General features: G+C 39.6%; 22 protein-coding genes and 1 tRNA gene. 13 read left to right on the top strand and 10 right to left on the bottom strand.

Annotation, left to right across the window (positions count from 1 at the left end; all coding sequences use genetic code 11):
- The first annotated feature begins 23 nt into the window (after window positions 1–23).
- Complete coding sequence (locus tag B3317_RS08385; protein WP_291110551.1) at window positions 24–1,223, top strand: glycosyltransferase family 87 protein; 1,200 nt, start codon at window positions 24–26, stop codon at window positions 1,221–1,223.
- 50 nt (window positions 1,224–1,273) lie between these two features.
- Here B3317_RS08385 and B3317_RS08380 read toward each other — a convergent pair whose 3' ends face one another.
- The 3 genes from B3317_RS08380 to B3317_RS08370 all read right to left on the bottom strand — a co-directional run bounded on the left by B3317_RS08380 (window position 1,274) and on the right by B3317_RS08370 (window position 5,820).
- The gene (locus B3317_RS08380) at window positions 1,274–2,908 is read right to left on the bottom strand and encodes a S41 family peptidase (protein ID WP_291110549.1); all 1,635 of its coding nucleotides are present in this window, start codon (window positions 2,906–2,908) and stop codon (window positions 1,274–1,276) included.
- The gene (locus tag B3317_RS08375) at window positions 2,909–3,364 is read right to left on the bottom strand and encodes a deoxycytidylate deaminase (RefSeq protein WP_291110547.1); all 456 of its coding nucleotides are present in this window, start codon (window positions 3,362–3,364) and stop codon (window positions 2,909–2,911) included.
- Between the two features lie 302 nt (window positions 3,365–3,666).
- Window positions 3,667–5,820 (bottom strand): S9 family peptidase, encoded by a 2,154-nt coding sequence (locus B3317_RS08370; RefSeq protein ID WP_291110545.1) that lies wholly within the window; start codon window positions 5,818–5,820, stop codon window positions 3,667–3,669.
- 663 nt (window positions 5,821–6,483) lie between these two features.
- Between B3317_RS08370 and B3317_RS08365 the strand changes: the two genes are divergently transcribed.
- From B3317_RS08365 to B3317_RS08325, 9 genes are all read left to right on the top strand, one after another.
- On the top strand, window positions 6,484–6,657 hold the full coding sequence (locus tag B3317_RS08365) for a hypothetical protein (RefSeq protein ID WP_291110543.1): 174 nt from the start codon (window positions 6,484–6,486) through the stop codon (window positions 6,655–6,657).
- 473 nt (window positions 6,658–7,130) lie between these two features.
- Window positions 7,131–7,754, top strand: coding sequence for a recombination mediator RecR (gene recR, locus B3317_RS08360; protein ID WP_291110541.1), 624 nt, complete (start codon window positions 7,131–7,133; stop codon window positions 7,752–7,754).
- 119 nt (window positions 7,755–7,873) lie between these two features.
- Entirely contained in the window at window positions 7,874–8,329 is a 456-nt protein-coding gene (locus B3317_RS08355; protein WP_291110539.1) for a BT0820 family HAD-type phosphatase, read from the top strand.
- Between the two features lie 86 nt (window positions 8,330–8,415).
- Window positions 8,416–8,943: a GNAT family N-acetyltransferase gene (locus tag B3317_RS08350; protein ID WP_291110537.1), complete on the top strand. Its 528-nt coding sequence runs from the start codon at window positions 8,416–8,418 to the stop codon at window positions 8,941–8,943.
- A 14-nt stretch (window positions 8,944–8,957) separates the two neighbouring features.
- A complete protein-coding gene (locus B3317_RS08345) occupies window positions 8,958–9,521 on the top strand; it encodes an L-threonylcarbamoyladenylate synthase (RefSeq protein ID WP_291110535.1) in 564 nt (187 codons plus the stop codon).
- Window positions 9,518–10,084: a pentapeptide repeat-containing protein gene (locus tag B3317_RS08340; protein WP_291110533.1), complete on the top strand. Its 567-nt coding sequence runs from the start codon at window positions 9,518–9,520 to the stop codon at window positions 10,082–10,084. Before B3317_RS08345 ends, B3317_RS08340 begins: the two co-directional genes overlap by 4 nt.
- A 293-nt stretch (window positions 10,085–10,377) precedes the next feature.
- Window positions 10,378–11,436: a CDP-glycerol glycerophosphotransferase family protein gene (locus tag B3317_RS08335; protein ID WP_291110531.1), complete on the top strand. Its 1,059-nt coding sequence runs from the start codon at window positions 10,378–10,380 to the stop codon at window positions 11,434–11,436.
- Window positions 11,437–12,140: 704 nt separating this feature from the next.
- Window positions 12,141–13,784 carry a hypothetical protein gene (locus B3317_RS08330; protein WP_291110529.1) on the top strand — a complete coding sequence of 548 codons (1,644 nt, stop codon included), beginning with the start codon at window positions 12,141–12,143 and terminating at the stop codon, window positions 13,782–13,784.
- 270 nt (window positions 13,785–14,054) lie between these two features.
- Window positions 14,055–15,335 (top strand): glycosyltransferase family 4 protein, encoded by a 1,281-nt coding sequence (locus B3317_RS08325; protein WP_291110527.1) that lies wholly within the window; start codon window positions 14,055–14,057, stop codon window positions 15,333–15,335.
- A gap of 95 nt (window positions 15,336–15,430) precedes the next feature.
- Here B3317_RS08325 and aroC read toward each other — a convergent pair whose 3' ends face one another.
- Window positions 15,431–16,507, bottom strand: coding sequence for a chorismate synthase (aroC, locus tag B3317_RS08320; protein ID WP_291110525.1), 1,077 nt, complete (start codon window positions 16,505–16,507; stop codon window positions 15,431–15,433).
- 305 nt (window positions 16,508–16,812) lie between these two features.
- On the opposite strand from aroC, the gene B3317_RS08315 reads away from it, so the two are divergent.
- The 3 genes from B3317_RS08315 (at window position 16,813) to B3317_RS08305 (ending at window position 19,796) form a co-directional block, all read left to right on the top strand.
- On the top strand, window positions 16,813–18,297 hold the full coding sequence (locus tag B3317_RS08315) for a DUF3078 domain-containing protein (protein WP_291110523.1): 1,485 nt from the start codon (window positions 16,813–16,815) through the stop codon (window positions 18,295–18,297).
- Window positions 18,298–18,421: 124 nt separating this feature from the next.
- Window positions 18,422–18,493 (top strand) — tRNA-Met (locus tag B3317_RS08310).
- A 118-nt stretch (window positions 18,494–18,611) separates the two neighbouring features.
- Window positions 18,612–19,796: a tyrosine-type recombinase/integrase gene (locus B3317_RS08305; RefSeq protein ID WP_291110520.1), complete on the top strand. Its 1,185-nt coding sequence runs from the start codon at window positions 18,612–18,614 to the stop codon at window positions 19,794–19,796.
- Window positions 19,797–19,816: 20 nt separating this feature from the next.
- On the opposite strand, the gene B3317_RS08300 is transcribed toward B3317_RS08305, so the two are convergent.
- Genes B3317_RS08300 through B3317_RS08275 form a run of 6 tightly spaced genes read right to left on the bottom strand, consistent with a single transcriptional unit; the run spans window position 19,817 to window position 25,140 of the window.
- Window positions 19,817–22,072 (bottom strand): SGNH/GDSL hydrolase family protein, encoded by a 2,256-nt coding sequence (locus B3317_RS08300; protein ID WP_291110518.1) that lies wholly within the window; start codon window positions 22,070–22,072, stop codon window positions 19,817–19,819.
- A gap of 12 nt (window positions 22,073–22,084) precedes the next feature.
- Entirely contained in the window at window positions 22,085–23,287 is a 1,203-nt protein-coding gene (locus tag B3317_RS08295) for a hypothetical protein (RefSeq protein ID WP_291110516.1), read from the bottom strand.
- The gene (locus tag B3317_RS08290) at window positions 23,287–23,508 is read right to left on the bottom strand and encodes a hypothetical protein (RefSeq protein ID WP_291110513.1); all 222 of its coding nucleotides are present in this window, start codon (window positions 23,506–23,508) and stop codon (window positions 23,287–23,289) included. The genes B3317_RS08295 and B3317_RS08290 overlap by 1 nt, the downstream gene beginning before the upstream one ends.
- A complete protein-coding gene (locus tag B3317_RS08285; protein ID WP_291110511.1) occupies window positions 23,505–23,987 on the bottom strand; it encodes a hypothetical protein in 483 nt (160 codons plus the stop codon). Before B3317_RS08285 ends, B3317_RS08290 begins: the two co-directional genes overlap by 4 nt.
- Window positions 23,984–24,604: an N-acetylmuramoyl-L-alanine amidase gene (locus B3317_RS08280; RefSeq protein ID WP_291110510.1), complete on the bottom strand. Its 621-nt coding sequence runs from the start codon at window positions 24,602–24,604 to the stop codon at window positions 23,984–23,986. The genes B3317_RS08285 and B3317_RS08280 overlap by 4 nt, the downstream gene beginning before the upstream one ends.
- Window positions 24,601–25,140, bottom strand: coding sequence for a phage holin family protein (locus B3317_RS08275; RefSeq protein WP_291110508.1), 540 nt, complete (start codon window positions 25,138–25,140; stop codon window positions 24,601–24,603). The genes B3317_RS08280 and B3317_RS08275 overlap by 4 nt, the downstream gene beginning before the upstream one ends.
- Between the last annotated feature and the right edge of the window lie 27 nt (window positions 25,141–25,167).

The following is a 25,167-nucleotide window of genomic DNA, read 5'->3' as shown; positions in this document are numbered from 1 at the left end:
CTAAAAAACAACGAATAATAGTCATGAATTCCTTTTCCAAGTTCTTTCAGAGAGCGGTTTTCTATGATAAGCGCCTGATATTTGTCTTATGGATTGGTGCTGCTTTGGTTGCAGGGCTGGGACATCTGAACAAGGCCAATAATTACCAGATATTCAAACATGTATTCTACCATACCATCGAGCAGGTGAACCTGTATGCCGAATACCCGGACCAGTATTTTGACTCGAATCATTACGGACCGCTATTCAGTATTATCATAGCCCCTTTTGCCCTTTTACCTGATTTCCTTGGAATACCTTTATGGGAAATGGTAATTGCCTCTACATTACTGATTGCGATCTATAAACTTCCGATGTCGTGGAAAGGCAAAGTTATCATCTATTGGATCGCCATACTTGAAGTATATCTGAATGCGACTAACAGCCAGACAAATACACTTATAGCAGCATTAATAATAGGAACTTTCATTTGCATCAAGTCGGAAAAGGATTTCTGGGCGGCTTGTTTTATTATGCTGGGACTATTTATAAAACTGTATGGTATTGTAGGGCTGGCATTCTTCTTTTTCTCAAAACATAAACCAAAACTTATTGGCTACTTATTCTTATGGGGGATTATTTTCTTTGTATTACCTATGATTATCTCTTCGCCTCAGTTTATCGTACAAAGCTATGCGGACTGGTACGAATCGCTGATGTTGAAAAATACATTGAATGCAGATTCGGTCTATCAGAATATATCCGCAATAGGTCTGGTGCAAAGGGTTTCGGGGCTAACATTCTCAAATCTGATTATTCTGATTCCCGCCGTCCTTTTGTTTGCTTTACAATATATACCGGTAAAGGAATACAGAAATCCGGTTTATCAATATGGCCTTTTGGCTTCTACCCTTATCTTTATCGTCCTCTTCAGTACCGGCTCCGAAAACAGCACTTACATCATAGCCGTAACCGGGGTTGCTATATGGTTTCTGATACAGAAGAAGCCCCTGAACAGATATCTGCTTATCTTATTTGTATTCACCCTGTTTTTAACTCTTTTCGCTAACTCGGACATAATTCCGGCCTTTATCAGGAGAGAGATTATAAGGCCATACTCGCTAAAAGCACTTCCGAGCCTGCTGGTATGGTTTGTCTTGGTTTATCAGCTTGTAACATTCCGGAAAGCATCCGGGAAAGAATTATCAAGCCGGTATCTGATAGTAAATGAAACGGAGAAATGATGAGCCCATAAAAAAAGCATGAGTTAATATCTCATGCTTCTCTTTTTATTCTATTTATATTGTTCGCTCTTTATTGCTTCGGGAGTTGCCTTATTAGCTTTGAGTAGTTTAACCGCCTCTTTCATTATCAGATCGTCTTTCTGTGCTACCGGATAATATGCGTCTTCTCCGAAGATGTTCCGCAGGATGATTGCCTCCATTTGTGCTTGTAACAGTTTTCTGGATTCTTCGATCAGGTATGGCTGGCGGCGTATTCCTTTGTTGTATGCATACTCTACCAGATAATCTACGATCGGTTGAGCAGCCAGGTATTTATGAGCCTCCTGCCATGTCTTATACCCTTTCAGTTTATCCCTGTTCTTGGCCGAATAGACAAAAGAGTATTCACGCATCATACCACTGTTAGCTACTTTCAGGTAATAAGAGTTGATTCCTACCGTATCGCGAGGTACGAATACATCGGCCAATATACCGTCATCACCGTATACGGGACGTCCCGCTAAAGTATGGAACAATGGGAGGTTGTCCAGTTTTATACTGTCCCTGTTCGAGAATTCCCCTCTGTTATACCTGTTTAGTATATCCATATCGTAATCGGTGCGGTCACCTTTTTTATATGCTTTTTGGATACATCTTCCCGAAGGAGTATGATAACGGGCGATAGTCAATTGTAAAGCCGACCCGTCTTTGAACATAAAGCGGTTTTGTACAAGACCTTTTCCAAACGAACGGCGGCCGACAATCAGTCCTCTGTCATTATCCTGCATGGCTCCTGCAAAGATCTCACTGGCTGAAGCACTTCCTTCGTCAATAAGCACGATCAGCTGGTTGTCTTTACATGTGCCCGAACCATCGGCGAATACATTTTCGCGGGGATAAGCACGGCCTTCGGTATAGACAATCATATTTCCGTTTGCAAGGAATTCATTTGTCATCATTATTGCCGCACCCATATAACCACCCGTATTCTGTTGGAGGTCTACGATAAATGATTCACATCCCAGGCTTTTCAGTTTTGCAATAGCCGTAATGAATTCATTATAAGTTGTACTGCCGAATTTCGTAACTTTGATATATCCTATCTTATCATCTATCATATATGATACCGGAACTGTTTTTACAGGTACATCGGCACGGGTAACCTCAAATTCGATCAGGTCGGGGCTTGTATCCCTTTTTATTTTTATCTTAACTTTGGTATCTTTCTTACCCCGTAGTGTCTTGAAAACCTTCTCTTCACTAAGTCCTTTCCCTACAAAAAGGCTATCGTTTACATATACCAGCCTGTCGCCGGGAATGATACCTACTGCCTCAGATGGTCCTCCTGGTATAACGTTCACGATATTCACCGTATCGTTCTTGATAAGAAATTCTACTCCGACTCCGCTGAAGTGACCTTCCAGTTCATCGCCGCTATATGCCATATTTTCTGCCGAAATGTATACAGAGTGGGGGTCTAGTCCGGCCAAAATCGTAGGAATAGCATCTTCCACCAATTCATTTACGTTGACAGTGTCTACGTACGACTTATTTACATATTCAAATATAGTCTCCAGTTTATTGCTACCTCCGAATATTTTCCGTACAGGGGTAAACACAGAAAATAAATTACCAATGAGAATCCCTACAGCGATACTCAATGCGATGCACAAGGGCAGCCAAATATATATCCTTTTACTTTTCATTTATTCTTTGACTCTATTATTATTTTCAGTTTCGTCCATTTCGATAAGAACAACTTCAATTCCGGCACGTTCCAATAATGCCGCGCCGTCGCTGCGCCGGTATTTCTGGTTGTAAACAACCCGTTTAATACCTGCCTGGATAATCAATTTAGCGCATTCGATACAAGGAGATGTCGTTACATACATTGTCGCACCCATACTACTATTGTGAGAGCATGCTACTTTTGTTATGGCATTGGCTTCGGCATGTAGAACGTACGGCTTGGTCTCATTGTTCTCATCTTCGCAGATATTTTCAAAACCGGCCGGAGTGCCATTATATCCATCCGATATAATCATTTTATCCTTTACAATTAATGCTCCTACTTTCCTGCGTACACAGTATGAATTTTCAGCCCAGATAGCTGCCATTCTCATATAACGTTCATCCAGCAGCTGTTGCTTATTTTTAGTCATATACTTCACCTCTTTTTCGAAGCACAAAGATAATGAAAAGTTCGCGATATGTTATTATAAGCGTGTTTTTTATCAGAAATTGATATTCGGTAAGACAGTAGTCCCTGATTATTCATTTTCCCATATTAAGACATGTAAATTATGGTACGGCATGTAGCTAAGAATATGTTTTATATTAATCAGGAATTAAAATAATTTTGTTGGTATATAAAATGTTCGGTCTTAACTAATCTGTTATGAGTAAACAAAAAAGCAGGAGTCTTATTAAACTCCTGCCTTTATACTTTCTTAAAAAGTTATTTTTACATATTTGTTTTTAAAAACTTAATTACTTTCTCATACAGATAAGTACGGTTAGCCGCACCCCGTATCGAATGGTCTTTGTCTGTGAATACAAACATATCGAATTGCTTGTTTGCTTTAACCAGAGCTGCCGCATAGTCCATTGTATTCTGGAAATGTACATTATCATCTGCCGAGCCGTGTATCAATAGCAGATTTCCTTCCAGCTTATTTGCAAAATTGACAGGCGAACCGGCTTCATATCCGGCATTGTTTTGCTGAGGTGTACGCATAAAACGTTCAGTATAAACCGAATCATAGAAGCGCCAGTCGGTTACGGGTGCAATTGCCACTCCGGCTTTAAATGTGCCGTTACCGCGGCTCATGCTCATCAGTACATTATATCCTCCGTAGCTCCATCCCCAGATTGCCATTTTGCTGCCGTCGATATATGGAAGTGTGGCAAAGTATTTAGCGGCAGCTACCTGGTCGTCCGATTCATAGATACCCAGATTCATATAGGTACATTTGCGGAATTCTTCACCTCTGGCTCCTGTGCCGCGTCCGTCTACACAAGCCACAATAAAGCCCTGAGTAGTCAGGTAATCTGTCCAGTCCATACCGTAACGATCCTGTACCTGCTGAGAGTCCGGTCCACTGTATTGTACCATAACGAGCGGGTATTTATGAGACGGATTAAAGTCGGCAGGCTTCATTATATATGCATTCAGATCCCTGCCATCAGCCGATTTTACGGTAATAAACTCTTTCTTGGGAAGAGTCATCGATGCCAGTGTTTTACTTAGTGCGGCATTATCCTCCAGTACCCGCAGTTCTTTGCCTGTAGCGTCGTGCACTGTGGTTATCTTTGGGGTAGAGGCGTTGGAGTAGCTGTTGATATAATATTTACCGTTTTGACTGAATGCCGCTTCATTTGTGCCTTGTTTAGCCGATAGCTTTGTTTTGATGCCTTTCACCATATCTACTTTATAAATGGCGCGTTGCAAGGGACTTTCTTCTGCAGCCTCGTAGAATACCGTTTTTGTAACAGGGTCTACTGCAAGCAGGCCGGTTACATCGTAATTGCCCGAAGTCAGTTGTTTCTGCATTACACCTGTATTGTCGTACAGGTAGATATGCGCATAGCCGCTTCTCTCGCTCACATATGTAAACTGATTTCCAAAGAACCGGATTGTATTCAGCGATTGGGAATCCACATAGCGGCTATTCACCTCGTTCAATACTGAGCGGGGAACGGCAGAACGGGCGTTAGTGAAGAACATCTCAAATTTATTCTGATCACGGTTTAGTGTCATAATAGCCAGTTCGTCACCTGTGGGAAGAAATTCTATACGCGGGATGTACTCCGTACTTTCAGGAATATTCATTTTGCGGATAGTCTTGGCATCTATATCGAACACATTACATGTTACTCTCGAGTTTTGTTCGCCTGCTTTCGGGTATTTGAATGTAAACAGCGATGGATACAACTGATTGTTATACATCTGCATCGAATATTGCGGTACTGCGGTTTCGTCGAAACGGACAAATGCCAATAAGCTTCCGTCGGCTGAAAAATCCATCAGTCTGGTCGTTCCGAATTCTTCTTCGTATACCCAATCGGTACCTCCGTTGATAATCTTATTTATTTCACCGTCTTTGGTTACCTGCGATTCTGTATCATAATCGAATTTAGCCAGCCATATATTATTGTCTATCACATAAGCAAGCATACGCCCGTCGCGGGAGAATACAGGTACAGACTGCTTCCCTTTGTTTTCGGTTAGTTTACGCACCAGGTTGCGGCGCACATCATAGTAATAATAATTTGCTTTGAAAGAGTGGCGGTATATAGATTCGGAATCATTGTATACGACCAATCGTTTTTCGTCGGGACTTATCAGAAAGCCCTGGAATGAGTCGAATGTACAATCGCGTGCTTTCTTTACATTAAAAATCGTATCGGTAGGCAAGCCTGTTTTATACGAATATTTGATAATCATTTTATTGTCTCTGTCGGCCTGAAAATATGATTCTCCGTCAACTGACGATGTTACAGGCTGTACGCCACGGGCGTAATATTTCCCGGAATTGATATCCCTGAGGTCTAAACGTTGCGCGTTAGCTGTTGTAAAGAACAGGCTAATAATCAACAATCCAAAAATGTCCTTCATGCTTTTATATGATTTTTATTTCTTGCAAATATACCGATTTTTAACAGGTGATGTATAGATTATAATGTGATTATTAGGGCAAACGCACGAAATTTACTCTTTTTAAAAAAGTTTATCTATGTATTAGTGAATAGCCTTTAGCTCTTTGATGTATTGATTGGCCCCTCCAAGCTCCCCTTGGGGCAGGGCTGTTAAGTTCTTCACTTTGTTCTGTTATTCTCTGCTGTCATCCTGAGTGGAACGAAGGATCTCATTCGATTTAAGAGATGTTTCACTTCGTTCAACATGACAAAGAGTATATAAGAAATCAGAACTTAACAGCCCTGCCCCAAGGGGCTACAGAGAGGGCAAAAAGTAATTATTAATTATTCATTCTTAATTACTTTCCGTGTAACTTTTGTAACTTTTTTTGAGATACGAGTAAACAAGATACGAGTTGTTAACTGATGACTGTTTACTGTTAACTGAAAAGTGTCAAGTTTGTCAAGTTTTAACAATATATTGCAATTATAAGTTAATTTGACGATGTATAGGGAAAATTATTCGTTAATTTAATAAAGCGAATCAGCAGTTGAATTTTAACGTTGGATTTTTCTAATCCTAGTAAGTGTTCTTTGTAAAAACTTTTATCTTTCGGTTCAAACCTGCCGCACCCTCCTGGGCTTGTCCTCACTTTTGGCATTGCCCAAAAGTAAGCAAAAGGCTAGCGCTCCGTTCCTCGGCGACCCACAACCGATTTGCCGGCTGAAAGTGACAAACGGGCTATCGCCCAATCCCTTTCTACGCCGGCTGCACCGTGTGGGTGCCCCGCCTGCGGAACTAATGCGCAGAGGCTAACGCCATAGTGAAGGCAAAGCCCTTAGATCAAATATGCGCCAGCCTTGTCGTGCGTCAGCGGACGCCATATGCTTTATGGACGGGGTACCCATAGGGCGAAAAAGACTAAAAAACGAAAACGTGTCTGAGCTTATCGGTCGATTCGTATCAGACAATATTCGGAGCGAGTTTTTTCGTTTAGTCTTTGAGTCCGTTATGGGTCGGCCTATAAAGTGGGCGTCAAAGCGTTTTTGGTTCCTTTTGCGGCTTTGGGCAAAAGGAACACAAGCAATCTTTGATTGCGCGTAGTTGAAAATAATAGAACAATTTTATTCTACAATAATCGCTTCAACTACTGATTAACATTAATAAACAGTTTTGGAATGCTGCTTATTAAGCATCCGGCAACGAGTTCTTTTTTTATGCTATTATGTATGATGAACGAAAACTCTCAAAATATTTCTATCTTTGAACTTCTATTTTGAGTAATATTTATGAATCAAAAATATCCTTCCGTGCTGCTGGAGAATGCAGTAAATGAATTTGCCCGCCTGCCCGGCATAGGTCGTAAAACGGCCTTACGCCTAATCCTTCATCTGCTAAGGCAGGATGATGCGATGGTAGACGGTTTTGCCCAATCGCTGGTAGCCTTGAAGCATGAAGTAAAATACTGCAAGGTATGCCACAATATAAGTGATGCCGAGGTTTGTCCTATTTGCCAGGATAAGTCACGGGACGCCGCAACAATCTGTGTGGTGGAAAACATAAAGGAGGTAATGGCTATAGAAAACACCATGCAGTTCAGAGGACAATATCATGTACTTGGCGGCATTATTTCCCCGATAGACGGGATAGGTCCTGCCGACCTTGAGATAGAAAGCCTCGTGAAACGTGTGTCGCAGGGAAATATCAACGAAATCATTCTTGCCTTGAGCACAACAATGGAGGGTGATACCACTAACTTCTACATCTATAAAAAGCTGGCGCCTTACAATATAAAGGTATCTATGATAGCCAGGGGAATTTCCATTGGAGATGAAATAGAATACGCCGATGAAGTCACTCTCGGACGTTCGATACTGAACCGGACGCTATTCAATGAATCGTACAGGATGTGAAAGTGAAGAATGAAAGTGAGATGTGAAGAATTATCTTGTAACTCGCAACCGTAATTTATTCTTATATTTGTATCATTCTTAACAACAATGCAATTTAAAATTTGTAACCAATCAAACATATGGTAATCGCAGTAGATTTTGACGGAACAATCGTAGAACACCAATACCCTAAAATAGGCAAGGCAATACCTTTTGCTATCGAGACATTACTCCAGCTACAGAAAGACGGGCACATTCTCCTTATGTGGACAGTACGCGACGGCGACTTACTTCATGAGGCAGTGAACTATTGCGAAAAGAAAGGGCTGAAATTCTATGCAGCCAACAAGAACCATCCCGATGAAGATGTTTATTCTGCCTCGCGCAAGTTGAATGCCGATATGTTTATCGACGACCGAAATTTGGGAGGTTTACCCGACTGGGGTGTTATCTACCATGCAATAAAAGCAATGGAAAGAGGTGAAACTTCGTTTGAAAGGATAATGATGTCGTCAGGCGAAAACCAACGTATACGGCGCAGAAAGAAGAATTTCTTTATCCGTTTGGGGGAAATGTTTGAGAACAACAGATACTGAAATAATTAAGGATGAATAATAAAGAATGGCGCAGGCGATTCTTAATTCATAAATTATAACTAGTTTACCCGTAACTAAGAAAAATCATGTTGCTAAAGAATACGCATATATCGTTAAGGGCCGTGGAACCGGAGGATTTAGACCAACTCTATGGCTGGGAAAATTCCACTGCACTGTGGGTTCACGGTAATACGCTTGCCCCGTATTCAAAGCTGATATTGCGGCAGTATATAAATGATGCATTGGAAATGGATATTTTCCAGAGCAGGCAATTGCGTCTGATGATAGACCTTACGGATGAAAAAGTCACCATAGGTACAATCGACCTGTATGAGATAGATGCGCATAACCGTCGGGCAGGCATTGGAATACTGATAGACGAAACATATCGCAAGAAAGGTTATGCTTCGCAAGCTCTAAGTCTGATGGCCGATTACGCCTTCAATTTTCTATACCTTCATCAGTTGTATGCATACATATCTGTCAGCAATATAAACAGTATCGGACTTTTCGCAAAAGCCGGATACAAAGAAGTCGGCATACTAAAAGAATGGATACAAAGAGGCAATAAGTTTGAAGATGTACAATTATCTCAATTAATTAACAACAAGTAGTTTAAACGATTATAATGAACGAAGATATAAAAAAGGCTTTCGATGTATTGGTGGCAGGAGGCCTAATCCTTTACCCAACTGATACTATCTGGGGTATCGGCTGTGACGCGACTAATGAAAATGCTGTAAGGAAGGTATATGAATTGAAGAAGCGCATAGATAGTAAAGCGCTTATCACATTGATAGACAATCCGGTGAAACTGGACTTCTATATCGACGGGGTACCTGAAATCGCGTGGGATCTGATAGAACTGGCAGATAAGCCTCTTACCATAATATATGATAATGCCCGGAATGTGGCACCCAATCTGATAGCGGAAGACGGCAGCCTTGCTATCCGCATTACAAAGGAAGGCTTTTCACAGGAACTTTGTAAACGTTTCCGCAAGGCACTTGTTTCCACTTCCGCCAATATTAGCGGGGAACTATCCCCGGCAAATTTCAGTGAGATAAGTGATGAAATCAAAAACGGAGTGGATTATATTGTCCAATACCGACAAGACGATATCTCCAAATCAAAAGCGTCGAGCATCATTAAGCTTGGTAAATCGGGAGAAGTAAAAGTAATAAGAGAATGACAGTTATACATGAAGATAAGCTATTGGAGAGCATATCCTATACCAATGGGATAAGTAAAGAAACATTCGACCAGTGTACATTCTCTAAATGCGATTTCTCCAATGCCAGGGTTACAGGTTGCAGTTTTACTGATTGTATCTTTACCGACTGTAATTTCTCCATGACCGATTTATCACAAACCACGTTGAATAATACAGAGTTCAGCAACTGTAAAATGCTGGGAGTGAAATTTAACCACTGTCACGCCTTTATATTTCAGGTTGACTTTGATAAATGCATACTGGATTATAGTTCGTTCGAGAGACGGAAGATGGTCAAGACACATTTCAAAGATTCATCGCTAAAAGGTGTGGACTTCGCAGGAGCTGATCTCAAACAATCCAAATTCATCAACTGCGACCTGAACGAAGCTATTTTCTACAACTCTAATATACAAGAGGTAAATTTCGCCTCTGCGTTCAACTATATAATAGATCTTAGTCAAAACCAGATAAAAAAAGCCCGTTTTTCGAAAGACGGACTGGCCGGATTACTCAGCCAGTTTGATATTGTGATTGAATAGGAATAACAAGGCCGACGAATAAGGTTTTATTTTTTTGTAAAAGTTTATCTATGTAGTAAGACAGCTGTTAGCTTATGGTTCTTTGAAGAAATTACAGAGGGCATGATAGATATGAAAAGCGACAGGGAAAAATGTGAAAAAGTAAGGTCTATAAAGTTACAATAAGAGATAAGTTTTAAGTTACTTATGCGATAATCGGAACTAAAAGCGATCAGTTAATTTCACATTAAGGTTATTCTGCCCCATCTTTTTTATACTTTTGTGCTCGGAATGATAAATTGAAGCCTGTATTCATGAAAAAGTATTTGTTTTTTGTTTCCTTATCGTATTCATATACTATCCTTCGTCCTTTACAAAACGAAATATGGAGAAGAGGTGACGACGTAGCATGGTATATTGAAGATTCTGCTCCCGTATGCCTGCGTGATAATGAGAAACAATTGAATACAATTAAAGAAGTTATGGAATACAACCCCATCGCAGTATTCGTACCCGGAGTACGTGTTTATGATTTTTTCCCCGGATTGAAAGTTGAAGTATTCCATGGACTATACTACAAACGGGGTGACTATGGAGACCATTACAAAATCAGAGGATTCTTCGATATTTATTGTACCACCAGTCCGATGTTCACACCCCGCTTTAAAGAATTGGAACAAAAATACGGATTCTTTAAAGTATATGAAACCGGATGGAGTAAGTTTGACGGGTGGCTTCCCACTCCTGAAAGCAAAATCTCAAATACCAGACCGAGTATTGTATTTGCTCCGACTTTTACTAAAAATATGGAATCAGCATCGGTCCTCCACGATAAGATAGAAGAACTCCTGAATAAGCAAGACTGGATATGGTTGTTTTCTTTTCATCCAAAGATGGATAAAGAAACTGTTGACCGTTACAGAGCTCTGGCTCAACGATATGACAATGCTGTTTTTTGTGAAACAGATGATAAAGCAGATCTGTTCCGGCAATCGGATGTAATGTTAAGTGATACCTCATCAGTCATTTATGAGTATCTATGGTTCAATAAACCAGCTGTAACATACAAAAATACTTTTCCGGCTAATCATCTTATAAACATAGACAGCCCTGCTCTTCTTGAAGAAGCTTTGGAAAAAGCATTGAAACGCCCGACTGAGTTGATGGAAAATATAAGGCTATTTATGGAAGAAGTACATCCTTTTCGTGATGGTAAATCGTCGGCCCGTATTCTTGACTCCGTCGACGACTTTATCGCTAATTATAAAGGTAAGATAAAGAAGAAGCCGTTGAACCTGTATCGCAAATACAAACTTCGCAAGAAAGCCGGATATTTTCCTTTTGGTCCCCGCTATAAAAAGCTATCTGAATAACCTGACTATATAAAAAGGTATTTTGTATGCCGAGAGGAAATATTCTTTGTTGGGAACCATTAGATACCATGACCTCTTTATGCTTTCCCCCGTTAATTATTCTGGTTAATTAACCTGTGTGCCTTTTTGACAACGTTGAACGTTTGGAAAGTTCATATTTTGACCAGGTGACTTGCGTTGTGATATCTATGGATCAGAAATAGACATGTATGTATGGGTTGTGTGTCATTGTGGGGTATGGGTAGTTGAAAAAAAACATATATTGCTTATGTAATAAGTAAATACACCCAAATATCTCCTTTTTATAAATTATGATAAATTATTTTTACTGTCGAAGATTTAATAAAGACAAAAGACTCAAATTCAAATGATTTGATTTTGGCGGCAAATAAATGAAGCCAACAAAAAGCTATCACATGTGATTTGCTACTGTCTGTTTTTTAGGAAGCAGTAACAGCTAGTGGGTTAGTTACAATATGCAGGTAATAATAAATAAAAGTATTTACACATCTGAGGAATTCGTCTCCACTTTATCTTCTTAATTATTTAATTCGCTATTTAATAGAATTATGCATTGAATACTTAATCATGGAATTTACAATATCGCCATACCAGACTTAACATATTGTTATACTATATTGAACAGACATTAAGATAAAAAGACATAAGACAAATTCATAATAAAAACGTTAATAAATTCTGACATGAAACTACAAACACACAGATTTTTGTACCTGTTGCTATTGGTAATAATTATTTCGGTGCGAGTTGATGCACAAGTCACTGTTGGCTCAAATCTGACACCTTTAGATGGGGCTTTGCTCGATTTGAAGCAAAACGATAATATTAATTCAAATTCAACCAAAGGGCTCCTTAATGCACGCGTATATCTGATTGGTCTGGATAAAATGGACCCATGTATTAAAACAGAGGATCTCCAGCCTGGCGATAAAGAAGCGCATATCGGTTTATTGGTTTACAATATTACGGATTCTCTGGAAGTAGGGTTGTGTCCGGGCCTGCATGTATGGGATGGTATTCAATGGGTAAGGCTACCTGAACCATGCTATAATCCGCTTGATCCTGAATTGATAAATTCTCCGAATTGTTACATTGTTCCTCCTAATGGTGGTGTGTCTGAAGAAATACCTGTAGGTAAACCCTATCTGGTGTGGGAACAACGCTCCGATTTGGGTACTTTCGATGACAAAGCAAAAGTTTTTGTGGATCTGATTTGGCAGGATAAAAAAGACCTTATAGAAAAGGTAGAACTGTCGACTGGGGACAAAGGTGGCTTTTCTAAATTTAAAGTTACGACTAAAGCCGGAAGCACGGAAGGCAATGCTTTGGTTGGTATTCATATAGGCCCTAACGGAGACGCCACAGATCCGATATATTGGTCTTGGCATATATGGGTAACGGGTTTTGATCCTGATGCTACATCTTATACACATGATAATGGTGAGGCTACCTATATTTTTATGGATCGTAATCTGGGAGCCGTAAAAATGGATTCGGGCGCAGCCCCTTCCGAACCTTATTTCGAAGATGCCATGGGATTGCTATATCAGTGGGGAAGAAAAGATCCTTTCACCGCTTCCGCATCATTTTACAATGATCCTGATATACGTGAGTTGTATGATATAAACAATAATGTGTTGACAGAGCAGAACGAATTTGATTTCTCAGGAGTTTCGGGAAGTGGAATAGGACATGTGGAAGTTGCAGCAAATACAACATCCAACCTGAAAAATTCGATACAGGATCCGACGACTTACTACTATGGAGAATATAAATCTTCATTTCCTCCATTCGACTGGTTTACATCGGACGATACGGGAGCCGGAGGAGACAACTCCTTATGGGCTGAATCCGGTAAAAAATCAATGTTCGATCCTTGTCCTGCGGGATGGCGCGTCCCGGCATATAGCAGTGCAAGTAAATCGCCTTGGGTCAAGTTCGAATCGGTCGGATGGAACCCTGCCCCAAATGTTACTAAAGCCGGAACAGGAGGTGGATATGGAATCGGGCTTATGCTCAATGCTTATCCTTCTTCCAGCAGAACGGAGCTGGGTTTTTATCCATATGGTTTCGAACGTATAGCCAGACAATTCTATAAACCAGGGAGTGTCGGTAGCCAGACAGGTGCTGTTGCAGGCGGGCTTTTCACCTATTCCATAGAAGTATCTAACCCAACAGGATATTATTGGACTGCAACACCAAAAACCGGAGAATCTTCAGCCAGAGCAGAAGTAATTAACTATTCACCATTTGAAGGGCCTGTTGTATCTGCAACAACGGCTTCCAGATCGATGGGTGCATCTGTAAGATGTGTTAAGGATCAATAAAACACAACTTTTATATATTATTGTATTATATCCGAAAGTTTTTGAGTTCCTCTATCAGAGACTTTCGGATATAATCGTAAATGAAACATGATATCAAGGGTAAACTTTATCCTTTGTATTAGTAAGGCTTTCAAATTAGTTCCAGTTTTTGGACTTATCATTTTACTCTGTTCGGATTGATATGAGGGTAAAGATTTCAGAGCCTGATTGCCATGTCATTCGCTGTAAGAGTTTTTCCGTATATTTGTCATTACAAAAAAACATCTTTATATGCGTAAATATAAACATAGACTATCCGACCTGACCGAAAATGACGTTTGGAGAGAGCCTATTATTCCTTCCTACGGAAATATGGGGCAACCGGAAACCGTACAGGATTTAGAAAACCGGAAAGCATATATTGAAAAGATAAAAGAAATACGGGAAGATATAAGGCATGGCACTCTGGCGATAACTTCAGATGGAAAAATCATTGCTATAAAAGGTGAACCTGTGGAAATAACATTCATCCTGCCATTCAAGCCGCGACGTCCGGCCGGAGGATTCAGAGTGATGTATGAATATGCTAACCGCCTGGCAAAACGGGGATTTAAAATACATCTCATATATCCGATAAGAACCCGGTATATGAAGTATCGCCTACCTTACTCCATCCGTTGTATACTATCCAAAATAGAAGGATTCAAAAGGGATATATGGTTCGACTTTGAATCATCCATTACTATGTCATATGTTCCTCGGGTAGAAGATAAGTATATACCAGATGCCGATATTGTAATAGCTACGTGGTGGTCCACTGTCCTGGAGATGGGTAGTCTGAACGTTAACAAAGGCAAGAAGATAAATCTGATACAGGGATTTGAGAACTGGGAAGGGCACGAAGACTTGCTGTTTGCGTCTTATAACCTAAACGATACCGTAAATGTGGTGGTTGCATCGTATCTGAAAAATATTGTAAGTAAGTACACTAAAAACAGAATAGAACTTATTGAAAACGGGATAGATAACACGAGATACTTTGTAAAAGACAAGATCGAGGGACGAAATCCGGCATCTGTAGCCATGACCTATTCTATACAGGAAATCAAAGGATCGAAATACGGACTCGAAGCATTGATGCTCGTGAAAGAAGTAATACCCGAACTACAAGTCGAATTGTTTGGCATTTCACCTTGCCCGGATGGCCTGCCGGAATGGATACAGTATTTTCGCGAACCAGGTGATCTTTGCGACCTTTATAATCGCAATGCTATTTTTATTTCCAATAGTTTTACGGAAGGCTTTGGACTGGTATCTGTCGAGTCCATGTTTTGTGGGTGCGCGCTGGTGTGCACTGATATAGAAGGCCATCAGGAATATGCCTTCGACGCTAAGACTGCGTTACTCGTAGAAGTGAGGAATGTGAAGCAGATGGCCGACCGGATTATCTACCTGATAAGGAATAATGAGTATCGTATAGCGATGGCTAAAAATGGTAATGAGTATGTCCAACGTTTCAGATGGGACAATGCGATAGAGAAGATGAGGAAGGTGATACAGAGTGTGTTGTAAGAGAGGGGTATAGCTGCCGTCATATGGCTATCGAAGTCTCAAACCGGCTGGTATAAAATAAAAAAGCAACCGATATTTCGATTGCTTTTTATTCCTTATAAAAAGGACTTATTTACCTGACTCAACAAATAATAATCCAGAATAGTCATCGCAGCCATAGCCTCTACAATAGGCACAGCCCGGGGAAGAACACAGGCATCGTGGCGCCCGCGCGCTTTAAGGTCTGTATGCTTACCCTCTTTGGTTATAGTTTCCTGATGCATCAATATAGTCGCTACGGGTTTGAACGCCACACGGAAATAAATATCCTGCCCGTTGGATATCCCACCCTGTATGCCACCTGAGTGGTTTGTATGCGTTTTTATCTGTCCATTGTCGTTATAGAATACATCATTGACTTCGGAGCCACGATGGTTGACATCGAAACCGTCGCCGTATTCAAATCCTTTTACAGCATTGATTCCAAGCATGGCACTACCTAATGCTGCATGCAATTTTCCGAAGACCGGTTCACCCAAGCCTACAGGGGTTCCTGTAACAACACAGGTTATAACACCACCAATTGTATCTCCTTTCGATTTTACTTCTTCTATCAGAGAAATCATTTCTGCAGCCTTTCCCGTGTCGGGGCAACGTACCGGTGTAGATTCTATTTGTGAAAAGTCATATTCATTATATGCTTTTTCAAGTTTGATATGCCCTACCTGTGACGTATAAGCCGTAATTTCAATATCAAGTTGTTTCAAAGCCAGCTTGGCCAATGCTCCACCTACACAGCGGGCAATAGTTTCGCGGGCAGATGAACGTCCCCCGCCGCGGTGGTCACGGATGCCATACTTTTGGGTATAGGTGTAATCGGCATGGGACGGGCGGTAAATATCTTTCAGATTGTCATAATCGGATGAATGCTGGTTGTTGTTACGGATAATAAAACCAATTGGAGTTCCCGTCGTCTTGCTATCGTATATTCCTGATAAAAATTCTACTTCGTCGGATTCTTTGCGAGGTGTAGTTATTTTTGATTGTCCGGGACGCCGGCGATTCAGTTCATTTTGGATAAAATTCATATCTACTTCGATTCCCGCAGGACATCCGTCTATAACTCCGCCAATAGCTGCACCATGTGATTCACCATATGATGTAAGTCTGAAAATATTGCCAAATGTATTCATATCCGATTGTTTCTCTAATATTTTACAAATTTACATCAAAATATTCAAACGACATGCAAATCGATATATTTCGCATTATTATTACATTTTTTGTTTATCTATACGATCTGAATAGGGACAACTCATTTAATATAAATTAAAATGAAAATTAAGATTAAATTACTAAATTTGCAACTTAGTAAATAGACGGATGTATTTGTTACCCTATTTCTATGAATAATAATTATTTATATGGGACAATAACAAATGGATCTGAAACTCCGGAAAGCAGTCGAATGTCCTTTTATAGAAAAAAGATAAATGAAATGAGAGTATTCAAGTTCTTTTTCAGTTTTATTATATTTTTTATTGTGTTCGTATCGGTAAGTGCCCAACATACGAATAATACGAAAATCAATAAAGACAGCCTGTTAAATAAAATAACAGATATTGATACCAGGCTGAAAGAAATTTCAAGCAAAGATACAACCAAAGGATTTTCAGCTCCCCTGAAGATAGATACTGCATATATTAATCAAATTCATGAAGCCAATTTACAACCGCTTCGGGACAAAAATGGTTTATTGATAGCAGAACCGGATTGGACCCCTTTCGATAATTATATATCATTCAGGGATACGGTTATTTTCGAACCGGCTTTTCTTCCTGTTGTATTTGATGGTAAGATACTTCCTCCACGCTTAGATTTTATTCCGAAAGATACAGTCTCTACTCAGCCGGAACCATTTTATCTGATATCACCGGATAGTACATTTGCTCCCATGCTCAAACGCTCAGAAGAGATAGGGGCCATGAGACGGAGGTATTATATGAATAACCCGCAACAGATAAGATTAAATGCCATGACATTTGAGGGCGCTTCGGTTATAAAAGAAAAGGTCGTAGAACAAAGGAATCCATGGAAAGAGTTGATAACTGCCGACAATCCTGTGGAATTGAGTACTCCTGAGATAGAAAAGATAAGAATTAAGCCTGTATATTGGCTCAAAAATGGTTCTCACAAATTAGACTTAAGTCAGAATAGCTTTTCCGACAACTGGTCGGGGGAAAACAACTTTAATATATATAGTGAGCATAAAGTGAATTTGAATTATAAGAAAGATAAGATATATTTCAACAATCTGCTGGAATGGAGGCTTAGTATGCAGCAAATGAAGGCAGATACAGTCAATAAAGTAAATATACTGGACGACTTATTCAGGACATATAGCTCTTTTGGTGTAAACGCATTTAAGAACTGGTCTTATTCTTCGAATCTGGAAATGAAGACGCCATTGTTTAACAGATATAATGTAAATGATGCGAATAAAGTAAGACAGAGAGCCTTTCTTTCCCCGTTTGAACTAAATCTCGGGGTCGGTATGAGATATGCCAAAGAAATAGTTTCTAAAGCTGACAAATACAGGAAATTTAATATAACCGCGGATATCTCGGTATTGTCTCTTAACTACAAATATGTGAGGAGTGATAAGGTTAACGAGACATGGTTTGGCATAGATGAGGGAGATAAAGCTAAAACTGAATACGGTTCTACATACAACCTGAATGTTAGCTATAGTCGCAACAGATATACGAATTTCACTTCCCGTCTGAAATATTTTACAAATTATGAGAGGGTCTATGTCGAGTTTGAAAACTCCTTAAATTTCAAGCTTAACAGTTATTTCAGTACTTCCCTTTACCTGTATGTAAAATATGACGATAATATTCCATACGACAGAAAAGATACAAAATGGGGATATTTCTCCTACTATCAGAGAGTCGGATTTGGTTTATATTATAGTTGGTGAAAAATGTCTATCGCTAATCTATTCCTAATCAGATAGTAGCATTAATCGCAAAAGTTTTTTATTTATTAATGCCATTTTTATTTGGAGTGTTATAATAAAATGCATACTTTTGCACTCACAATATCGCGGGGTGGAGCAGTGGTAGCTCGCCAGGCTCATAACCTGGAGGTCATCGGTTCGAATCCGGTCTCCGCAACTAGAATAAGCGGAAAGCCTTTATAATAAAGGCTTTTCTTTATTTTATACCCTCCACACATGGGCAGTAGCGCGTCAGAGTCAATAAAATGTCGAACCATTTTAAAAACTCAAAAAAAATGACATCATTGCAAGATTCAAATACAAAGGATCCGCTACGGAAAATCAAGCAATTTACATATCCGAAGTTAGTAACAGGTAAAGACTGGTATGTAGTATTCTATGCTTACAATCCGGCTAAGGATAGCATGTGCAGGAAACGGATTCGCATAAACCATGTAGAAAAAATCGTACAAAGACGGAAATATGCAGACGGACTCATAAAACGTCTGATCGAAAAACTTGAAAAAGGATGGAATCCATGGATAGAATCTGAAAATGGTAAATCATACACTACTTTCGAAGATGCCTGTACCCATTACAGAAGGTATATACAAAAATTATTGAATGATGGAGTACTTAGGGAAGATACACACAGATCATATTGTTCCCAGTTACGTAATATTGAGAACTGGAATAAACAAAGGTCATCCCCTATTACTTATATATACCAATTCGACAGAAATCTAATAACGGACTTCCTCGATTATGTATATGAAGACTTGAAACGGTCTGTAGTAACACGCAATAACTATCTGGTTTTTGCCAGTAATTTCAGTCAGTTTCTGGTTAATCACCAGTATTGCAAAGTAAAACCTTCGGAAGGAATAACTTCAATAAACAAAAGCAGAGCCAAGAAGATAAGGAAAACCATAGACGAAAAAGATATTATCCGTTTATATAATTATTTATATGAAACCAACAAACATTTTCTTTTGGCTTGTTATATTATGCACTATGGCTTTGTCCGGCGAAAAGAAATGAGTTTTATCAGGATATCAGATATATCTGTATCCAGGCAAACACTATATATAACAGGAGACCATTCTAAAAACAGGAAAGGTGAGATCGTTACATTACCGGAGAAAATAATACACCTGATGATCGAATTGAAAATTTTTGATTATCCCGGCAAATTTTATTTGTTCTCTGATAGATTCAAACCGGGAGCCGAAAGGAAATATGAGAAGCAGTTTACAGACTATTGGGCATTACAGGTTAGGAAGAAACTAAAGTTCCCTGTAAGCTATCAGTTTTATTCACTAAAAGACACGGGTATTACAAGTATGTTGAGAGACAGGGTGAATGTTCTGGCCGTAAGAGACCAGGCCAGACATTCAAGTATAGAGATTACGAACAAATACACTCCTAAAGAAATATTGGAAGCAAATCAGACAATAAAGAAACATGAAGGAATATTTTAAATGACAGCAATGTAAATTAATTATTTTATCAATAATTCCGGCACATCTACAAATACCCTGTCCGCCATTTCTTCCATACCGATAGGATTAGGATGTACACGCCAATCAGGATCATCAATCACAAACTTATCAGGGTTTACATCTAAGCCGTCATAATTAAGGGATGTAGGTATATCAAACAAACATCCTTTTATCTTGTATTCATTTCTTATCTGTGCTAACAATGGGTTATGTGTGGTTTGATTTACAGCAAAATTATTGCACGGTATATTATTTAAAATAGGTATTGCACCCTGTGCTATAATATAATCAACCAATTGCCTTAACTTTTCGGCTGTATTTCCTTGATTTGTTCCAATTGTAACCATTATATATTTAGGCTTCAGGAATGGCACTTCGTTTTCTATCCTGTCGAATATAGCATCTATTGTTGTGCCTCCGATACCGGAAGTCAAACCTTTGTCTCCTAACATTGAAATAATACGTTGCGCATAGCCGTTATAGACATTCAGTAAAGCTGGGTATTGAGCATCCGTAATCGAATCTCCATATATCATTATCAGAGGGTTTGACACGTTAGACAACACTTGTAACGACAATAAGTCTATATTGCCAGATTCTACTGATAGCGTATATAATCCGTGCTGTCTCCCAGTTTCTCTCCATGCATAATCGTAGACATTAGCTGATATTTCAGCCGATCGGCCGGTAAGGGCATCGCGTATTATCAGGCGGTTAATATCATTATCCTTTATTTGATAAATAATATACTGTCTGCCATTTACCAGCGAGAACCCCGCAGGCATATTGATTGTATTATAATTCGTGTAACCGCCTGATATATGCTTAAGCCCGATGGATAGTTGTGTCTGTGTTATTTTAAATATCGTTCCATTACCATACAGGAAGCGGGAACCAACATATATTACAGCATTATCCTTGTATGTGATTCGATAAGCTGCTGTACGTTTATTCAGTGCATATATTTTGTTGAACTCGACATAAGCCGTCGTAAATCCTACACCTGTGTTACTTAACACGCCATCTACAAGCTGCCAATTATGCAATCCATAGTCAGCTGATTGAAAGCCTAGTTTTGTAGAGTCATATAAATTAGTTGAATTAGTTATAACATTTGATTTTACCTGTACACTGTCTATCCTGTTAGAAAGCAGTTTAACATCGCCTAATCTTGCAACAGCACGTGAAATAAATTGATTAGCACTCGATGCAATGGTACTGACTGTACCTGATGTCTGATAGTACCAACCATGTTCATATACAGGTCTTCCGGCATATGCAGTTTTTACGTCCCTGCCTGATCCTATTTGCCCGAATGTCCCGTCAGCGTTAATAGCTGTAACTGCAAATAGATATATATAATCAGGGCTTGCGTTAATGGTATCGAAAGGGAAACTTAACCATGCTCCGGTTGTTTCTAAAAAATTATAACTCTTTGTAAACAGTAGTTTGTCGTTTCCAAAACTAGGATAATGGGTAGCTGCTGCATCGCTTATGGGACGTGTATATACATTCAGTACTATTCTTTGAGTTGCGCTGATAATAGAAAGGTACATATCTATTGATGAAATTCCCATTGTTTTATCAGGTAGATACCCGAAAGCCCATCCCTTGGTTGCTATTGACAGCCATGCATTATCAGTTGATGGTATTTTTAACTGTATATTACCTGCATATACCTGCCTTTGCGTTGCATTCTCTTTTTCAGCATTCTCTATTAAGCAGCTCCTTTTCAGTTTTCCGTTTTCAATGGTTATGTTGGCTATTTGGAGTGATCCATGTTCAGCTATATAACTTGTTAAGTTAAGTGCATCTAATCTGACATATACGTTACGTACTCCGTCCGTGCCTATCAACACATCGTCGGTAGCTGTATAATTATTTGATGAGATACTAACCATATCGGATTCATTAGCGGAATCACACACAACAAAAACAAAGTTATTTTCAGTGTAGTGATAGCCGAAAGCCAGTATCTTCCAAACCTTAGATGTGTCGAAACCTTCTAGAGTAATTGATCTGATGCAGGATGATAAGATACGGGTATACAGATTAAGGGTTGTTATATCTAACACTGTTGTTTTCAAAAGAGATTCGTCAGTTATAGAGTTAATACCTTTTTCAACCTTTGTAAAATTATCCCTCAGTATTCTGGCAGCCTCTTCTCCCACTGTAGCCGGGTTACCATCCGGATCGGTTGTTGAATATATTGGCTCAAGTTCCATAGAACTTTCAAATTCATTTGTTAATAGCATAATCTTTTATTTTTATTGTCCGTACAACATATTATCACCACCATGTATAAAACCGTCACCTCTCCATTGAGGAGCACCCGGTCTCGTTATATTTTCATAGAGGCCAGTACTCAAAGTCAAATCTATTTCCGGAGAAACAAATTTTTCTTCCGTTACAAACCTTATTTTTAACTGAATGGAATTAGGCTCTCTTATTACTTGTAGATACTCGTAATTTTCAACCGATACATGGCATCTATATAGCATTTGACTTACATCTTTCTTATATATCAGATATATTTCATTGCTTTTTACCATATCGAGGATGAAAGCATGTTCATCCTGTGATTTATAGCCTGTATGAACAGTAAGCCCCTCTTTAGATACAACCCTGTCTCGGTGTTCCTCAAAATAATTATCCTGATTTTGTGATTGCCACGTATTTTCCTCCGACATCTCATATGTGCGCAGGGCTTTTCCGGTCACTTCTATATCTTCATAGCCGCCAAGCGAATTTTTGAACCTGAGCGTATAAACTTCTTCTGAAAAACTACCGGGAAGCAATGTGATATCAAATACTGTCTCTCCATCTACCTGAACTGCAAAAAAAGACGGCAATTCACTATACAGGCTCTTGAATGTGGCTCTTAGTTCGTAGATATCCATAACACAAACTGTACCTTCAGGGAACACCTCAGGAATAATTACACGCCCATTAGAAGTCACGAAAGATACAGGTGTACCCGGATGGATAAAAATAAAAGGATACAATTCGGTTTCTCTCAACCTGAGATGAACCGAGTTTGTCCTGGTTGTAAACAAAAACTGCCGGGTGTAATTTTTCAGCCTGTATATAAACATATCCCATCCCCAGCGTTTTAGCCGGGAATAGTTAGTATTGTCAACACCACCCCAGAAAGCAGTTCCGGTAAACGATGCACCCGAATATCCGCCGACTTCCACCGTATAAGACACTGTAAAGTCTTCTATATCGGATATGATCGAGCCTTGAGGAATATAAATATCTTTAAATGCAGCCTCTAACAGACCTGACAAATAAAACGCCCCTTTATAAACACCGGACTGTGAATACGGAAAAAGAGAAAGCGTTACATCCGGTTGTCCGTTGATTTTGAGAGTCAGCGTAACTTCGTCGGCACTATTGGCGGTTATGCCTACAAGCATCGGATTGCCTATAAAGCAGTTCTCATTCGGATATGTGACAGCTGTAACCATTATTGAATTTTTGGCTTTATTTTCAGAACAACAGTAGACCCAGCCTTCACATAACTATAATCGCAATACTGCTCTAAAAAAGCAGACCTTTCGGCGGTATTATCTATTATAAATTTATAGAACGGGACAGGAGGATTACTTTCTCCTGCATAAATAGAATTATAGATTGCCTCCAGGGCTTCTATTCCGGCAATATCTTCACAACTTACTACGACACTCATTTTCTGAATTTTTTAAATAAAAAGAAAGCTAATGCGAGAAATACAGCAATGCCTGATATCACATAAAGCCACTCCACACCCTGTATCATCCGGGAATCCGTCTTCACAGCTTCCTTTATGGTATCGAACGTATTTTGTTTCATCTTTTTATGCGATGCCTCCTTACGGTCCGTCACATGTACCTCAGATGTTCGTCCCGATCGTACAGCCACCCCAGAAGACTCTGCGTTCCACCATTCTTCACGTACTGCTGATATTCTTCCTGAATCTCCGAAGAAGGTTGTTTTTGCATACAGGGATACGTTAGTGACTGTCGACGTAGAGTCGCGTTGCTCTGTTGTAGTTCTTGTACTGTCATTCTGAGAGACTGTATTTGTTTCCTCTGCAACCGATTTACTTTCAGTTGTACGATCCATAGTCCTGTTGCTGCGACAAGCAACAAAAACAGCAAGAAGTAATATGTATAGTCCATACTTCATTTCTTCACTTTTCGACTGACATAATTATTGCAATCCTCGATTGAATCTACGATCCAGTCTTCAACCTGTTTGCAGAACCGCGGATCTTCCAACCGGGCGACATCTTCTTTGTTATCCTGAAATCCGCACTCTATCAAGAGAGCGGGGTAATCGCCCATCAGCACGGTGAAGTCACTCTCAAAATCACGGTCCAGATATGCCGGGGAATATATCCGGCGGTTTACAGTTGACATCCATTCAGATATTCGCTGTATGAAGAAATCGGCGAATATGTCGGAAGTGGTCCGGCCTTTAGATGTCCATACGCTAACACCGTTTGCCTGTCTCCATTCAGGGGTAACGCCTGATGCGTCGTTATGAAGCGATATAAATAACGGCACAAGTCCGGGATGTTGTTTAGCAAGCTGCGTACCGATATTTTGACGTTTCGTCAAGCCTATTTCCCGATCCGTCGTATTTGTCCACACAACGGTATAGCCATGAACCTGCAATAAGTGCTCTATTACTCTCAGGCGTTCACGGCTCCACTTATATTCACGATGGCGTCCATCGGGAGAACGCTTTCCGGATATTTCTTCACCATGGGCAGGATCCAGTATAACAAGTAAATTTTTCATTTTATCCGGTCTTTTAATGTGTTAAGCATACCTTTCCATGTATCCTGTATAAATTCAATAAAATAGGTTTTGGGCTTTTCGTCTATTATTGCTTTATTTTCCAGTATAGAAGTCAGATGCTCCACCAGAAACATAGACATAGCACCAAGGAAGACGAGTTTAAAGAACAGGAAAGCAATCATATCGAATACATGGGTACGGCCCGCATATTCGTTTTCGAACTGATGGATAACGAAAAACAGTATCGCCCATAATGCCAACTTGAAAACGCATCGGGAAAAACGGAAGCTTTGGAAGTTTTGCCCCTGCTTACCCGAAGCTTTCAATCCTGTTATTATTTCCGTCAGCACAGCCAGAAACATAGCTATTCCCAATACAGGGCCAAAACCAAATAAATAACTAAGCAGACCCGACACACCGGACACTAACAATGACAGGTTTTGGAGGTGATACTTCCAACTGGGAAACATAGACTCAAATAACTCTTTGAGAGTTTTATAGTCATAACTGGACAATAGCTTCATTAAGAAATTCATGTTGTTTTTGTTTCAAAACTACATGCT

Source organism: Dysgonomonas sp. UBA7710, assembly GCF_002482385.1.
In the GTDB taxonomy this organism is placed as follows: Bacteria; Bacteroidota; Bacteroidia; order Bacteroidales; family Dysgonomonadaceae; genus Dysgonomonas.
Note: the sequence above shows the minus strand (reverse complement) of the source record. Positions and strands in the feature narration are given on the sequence as shown.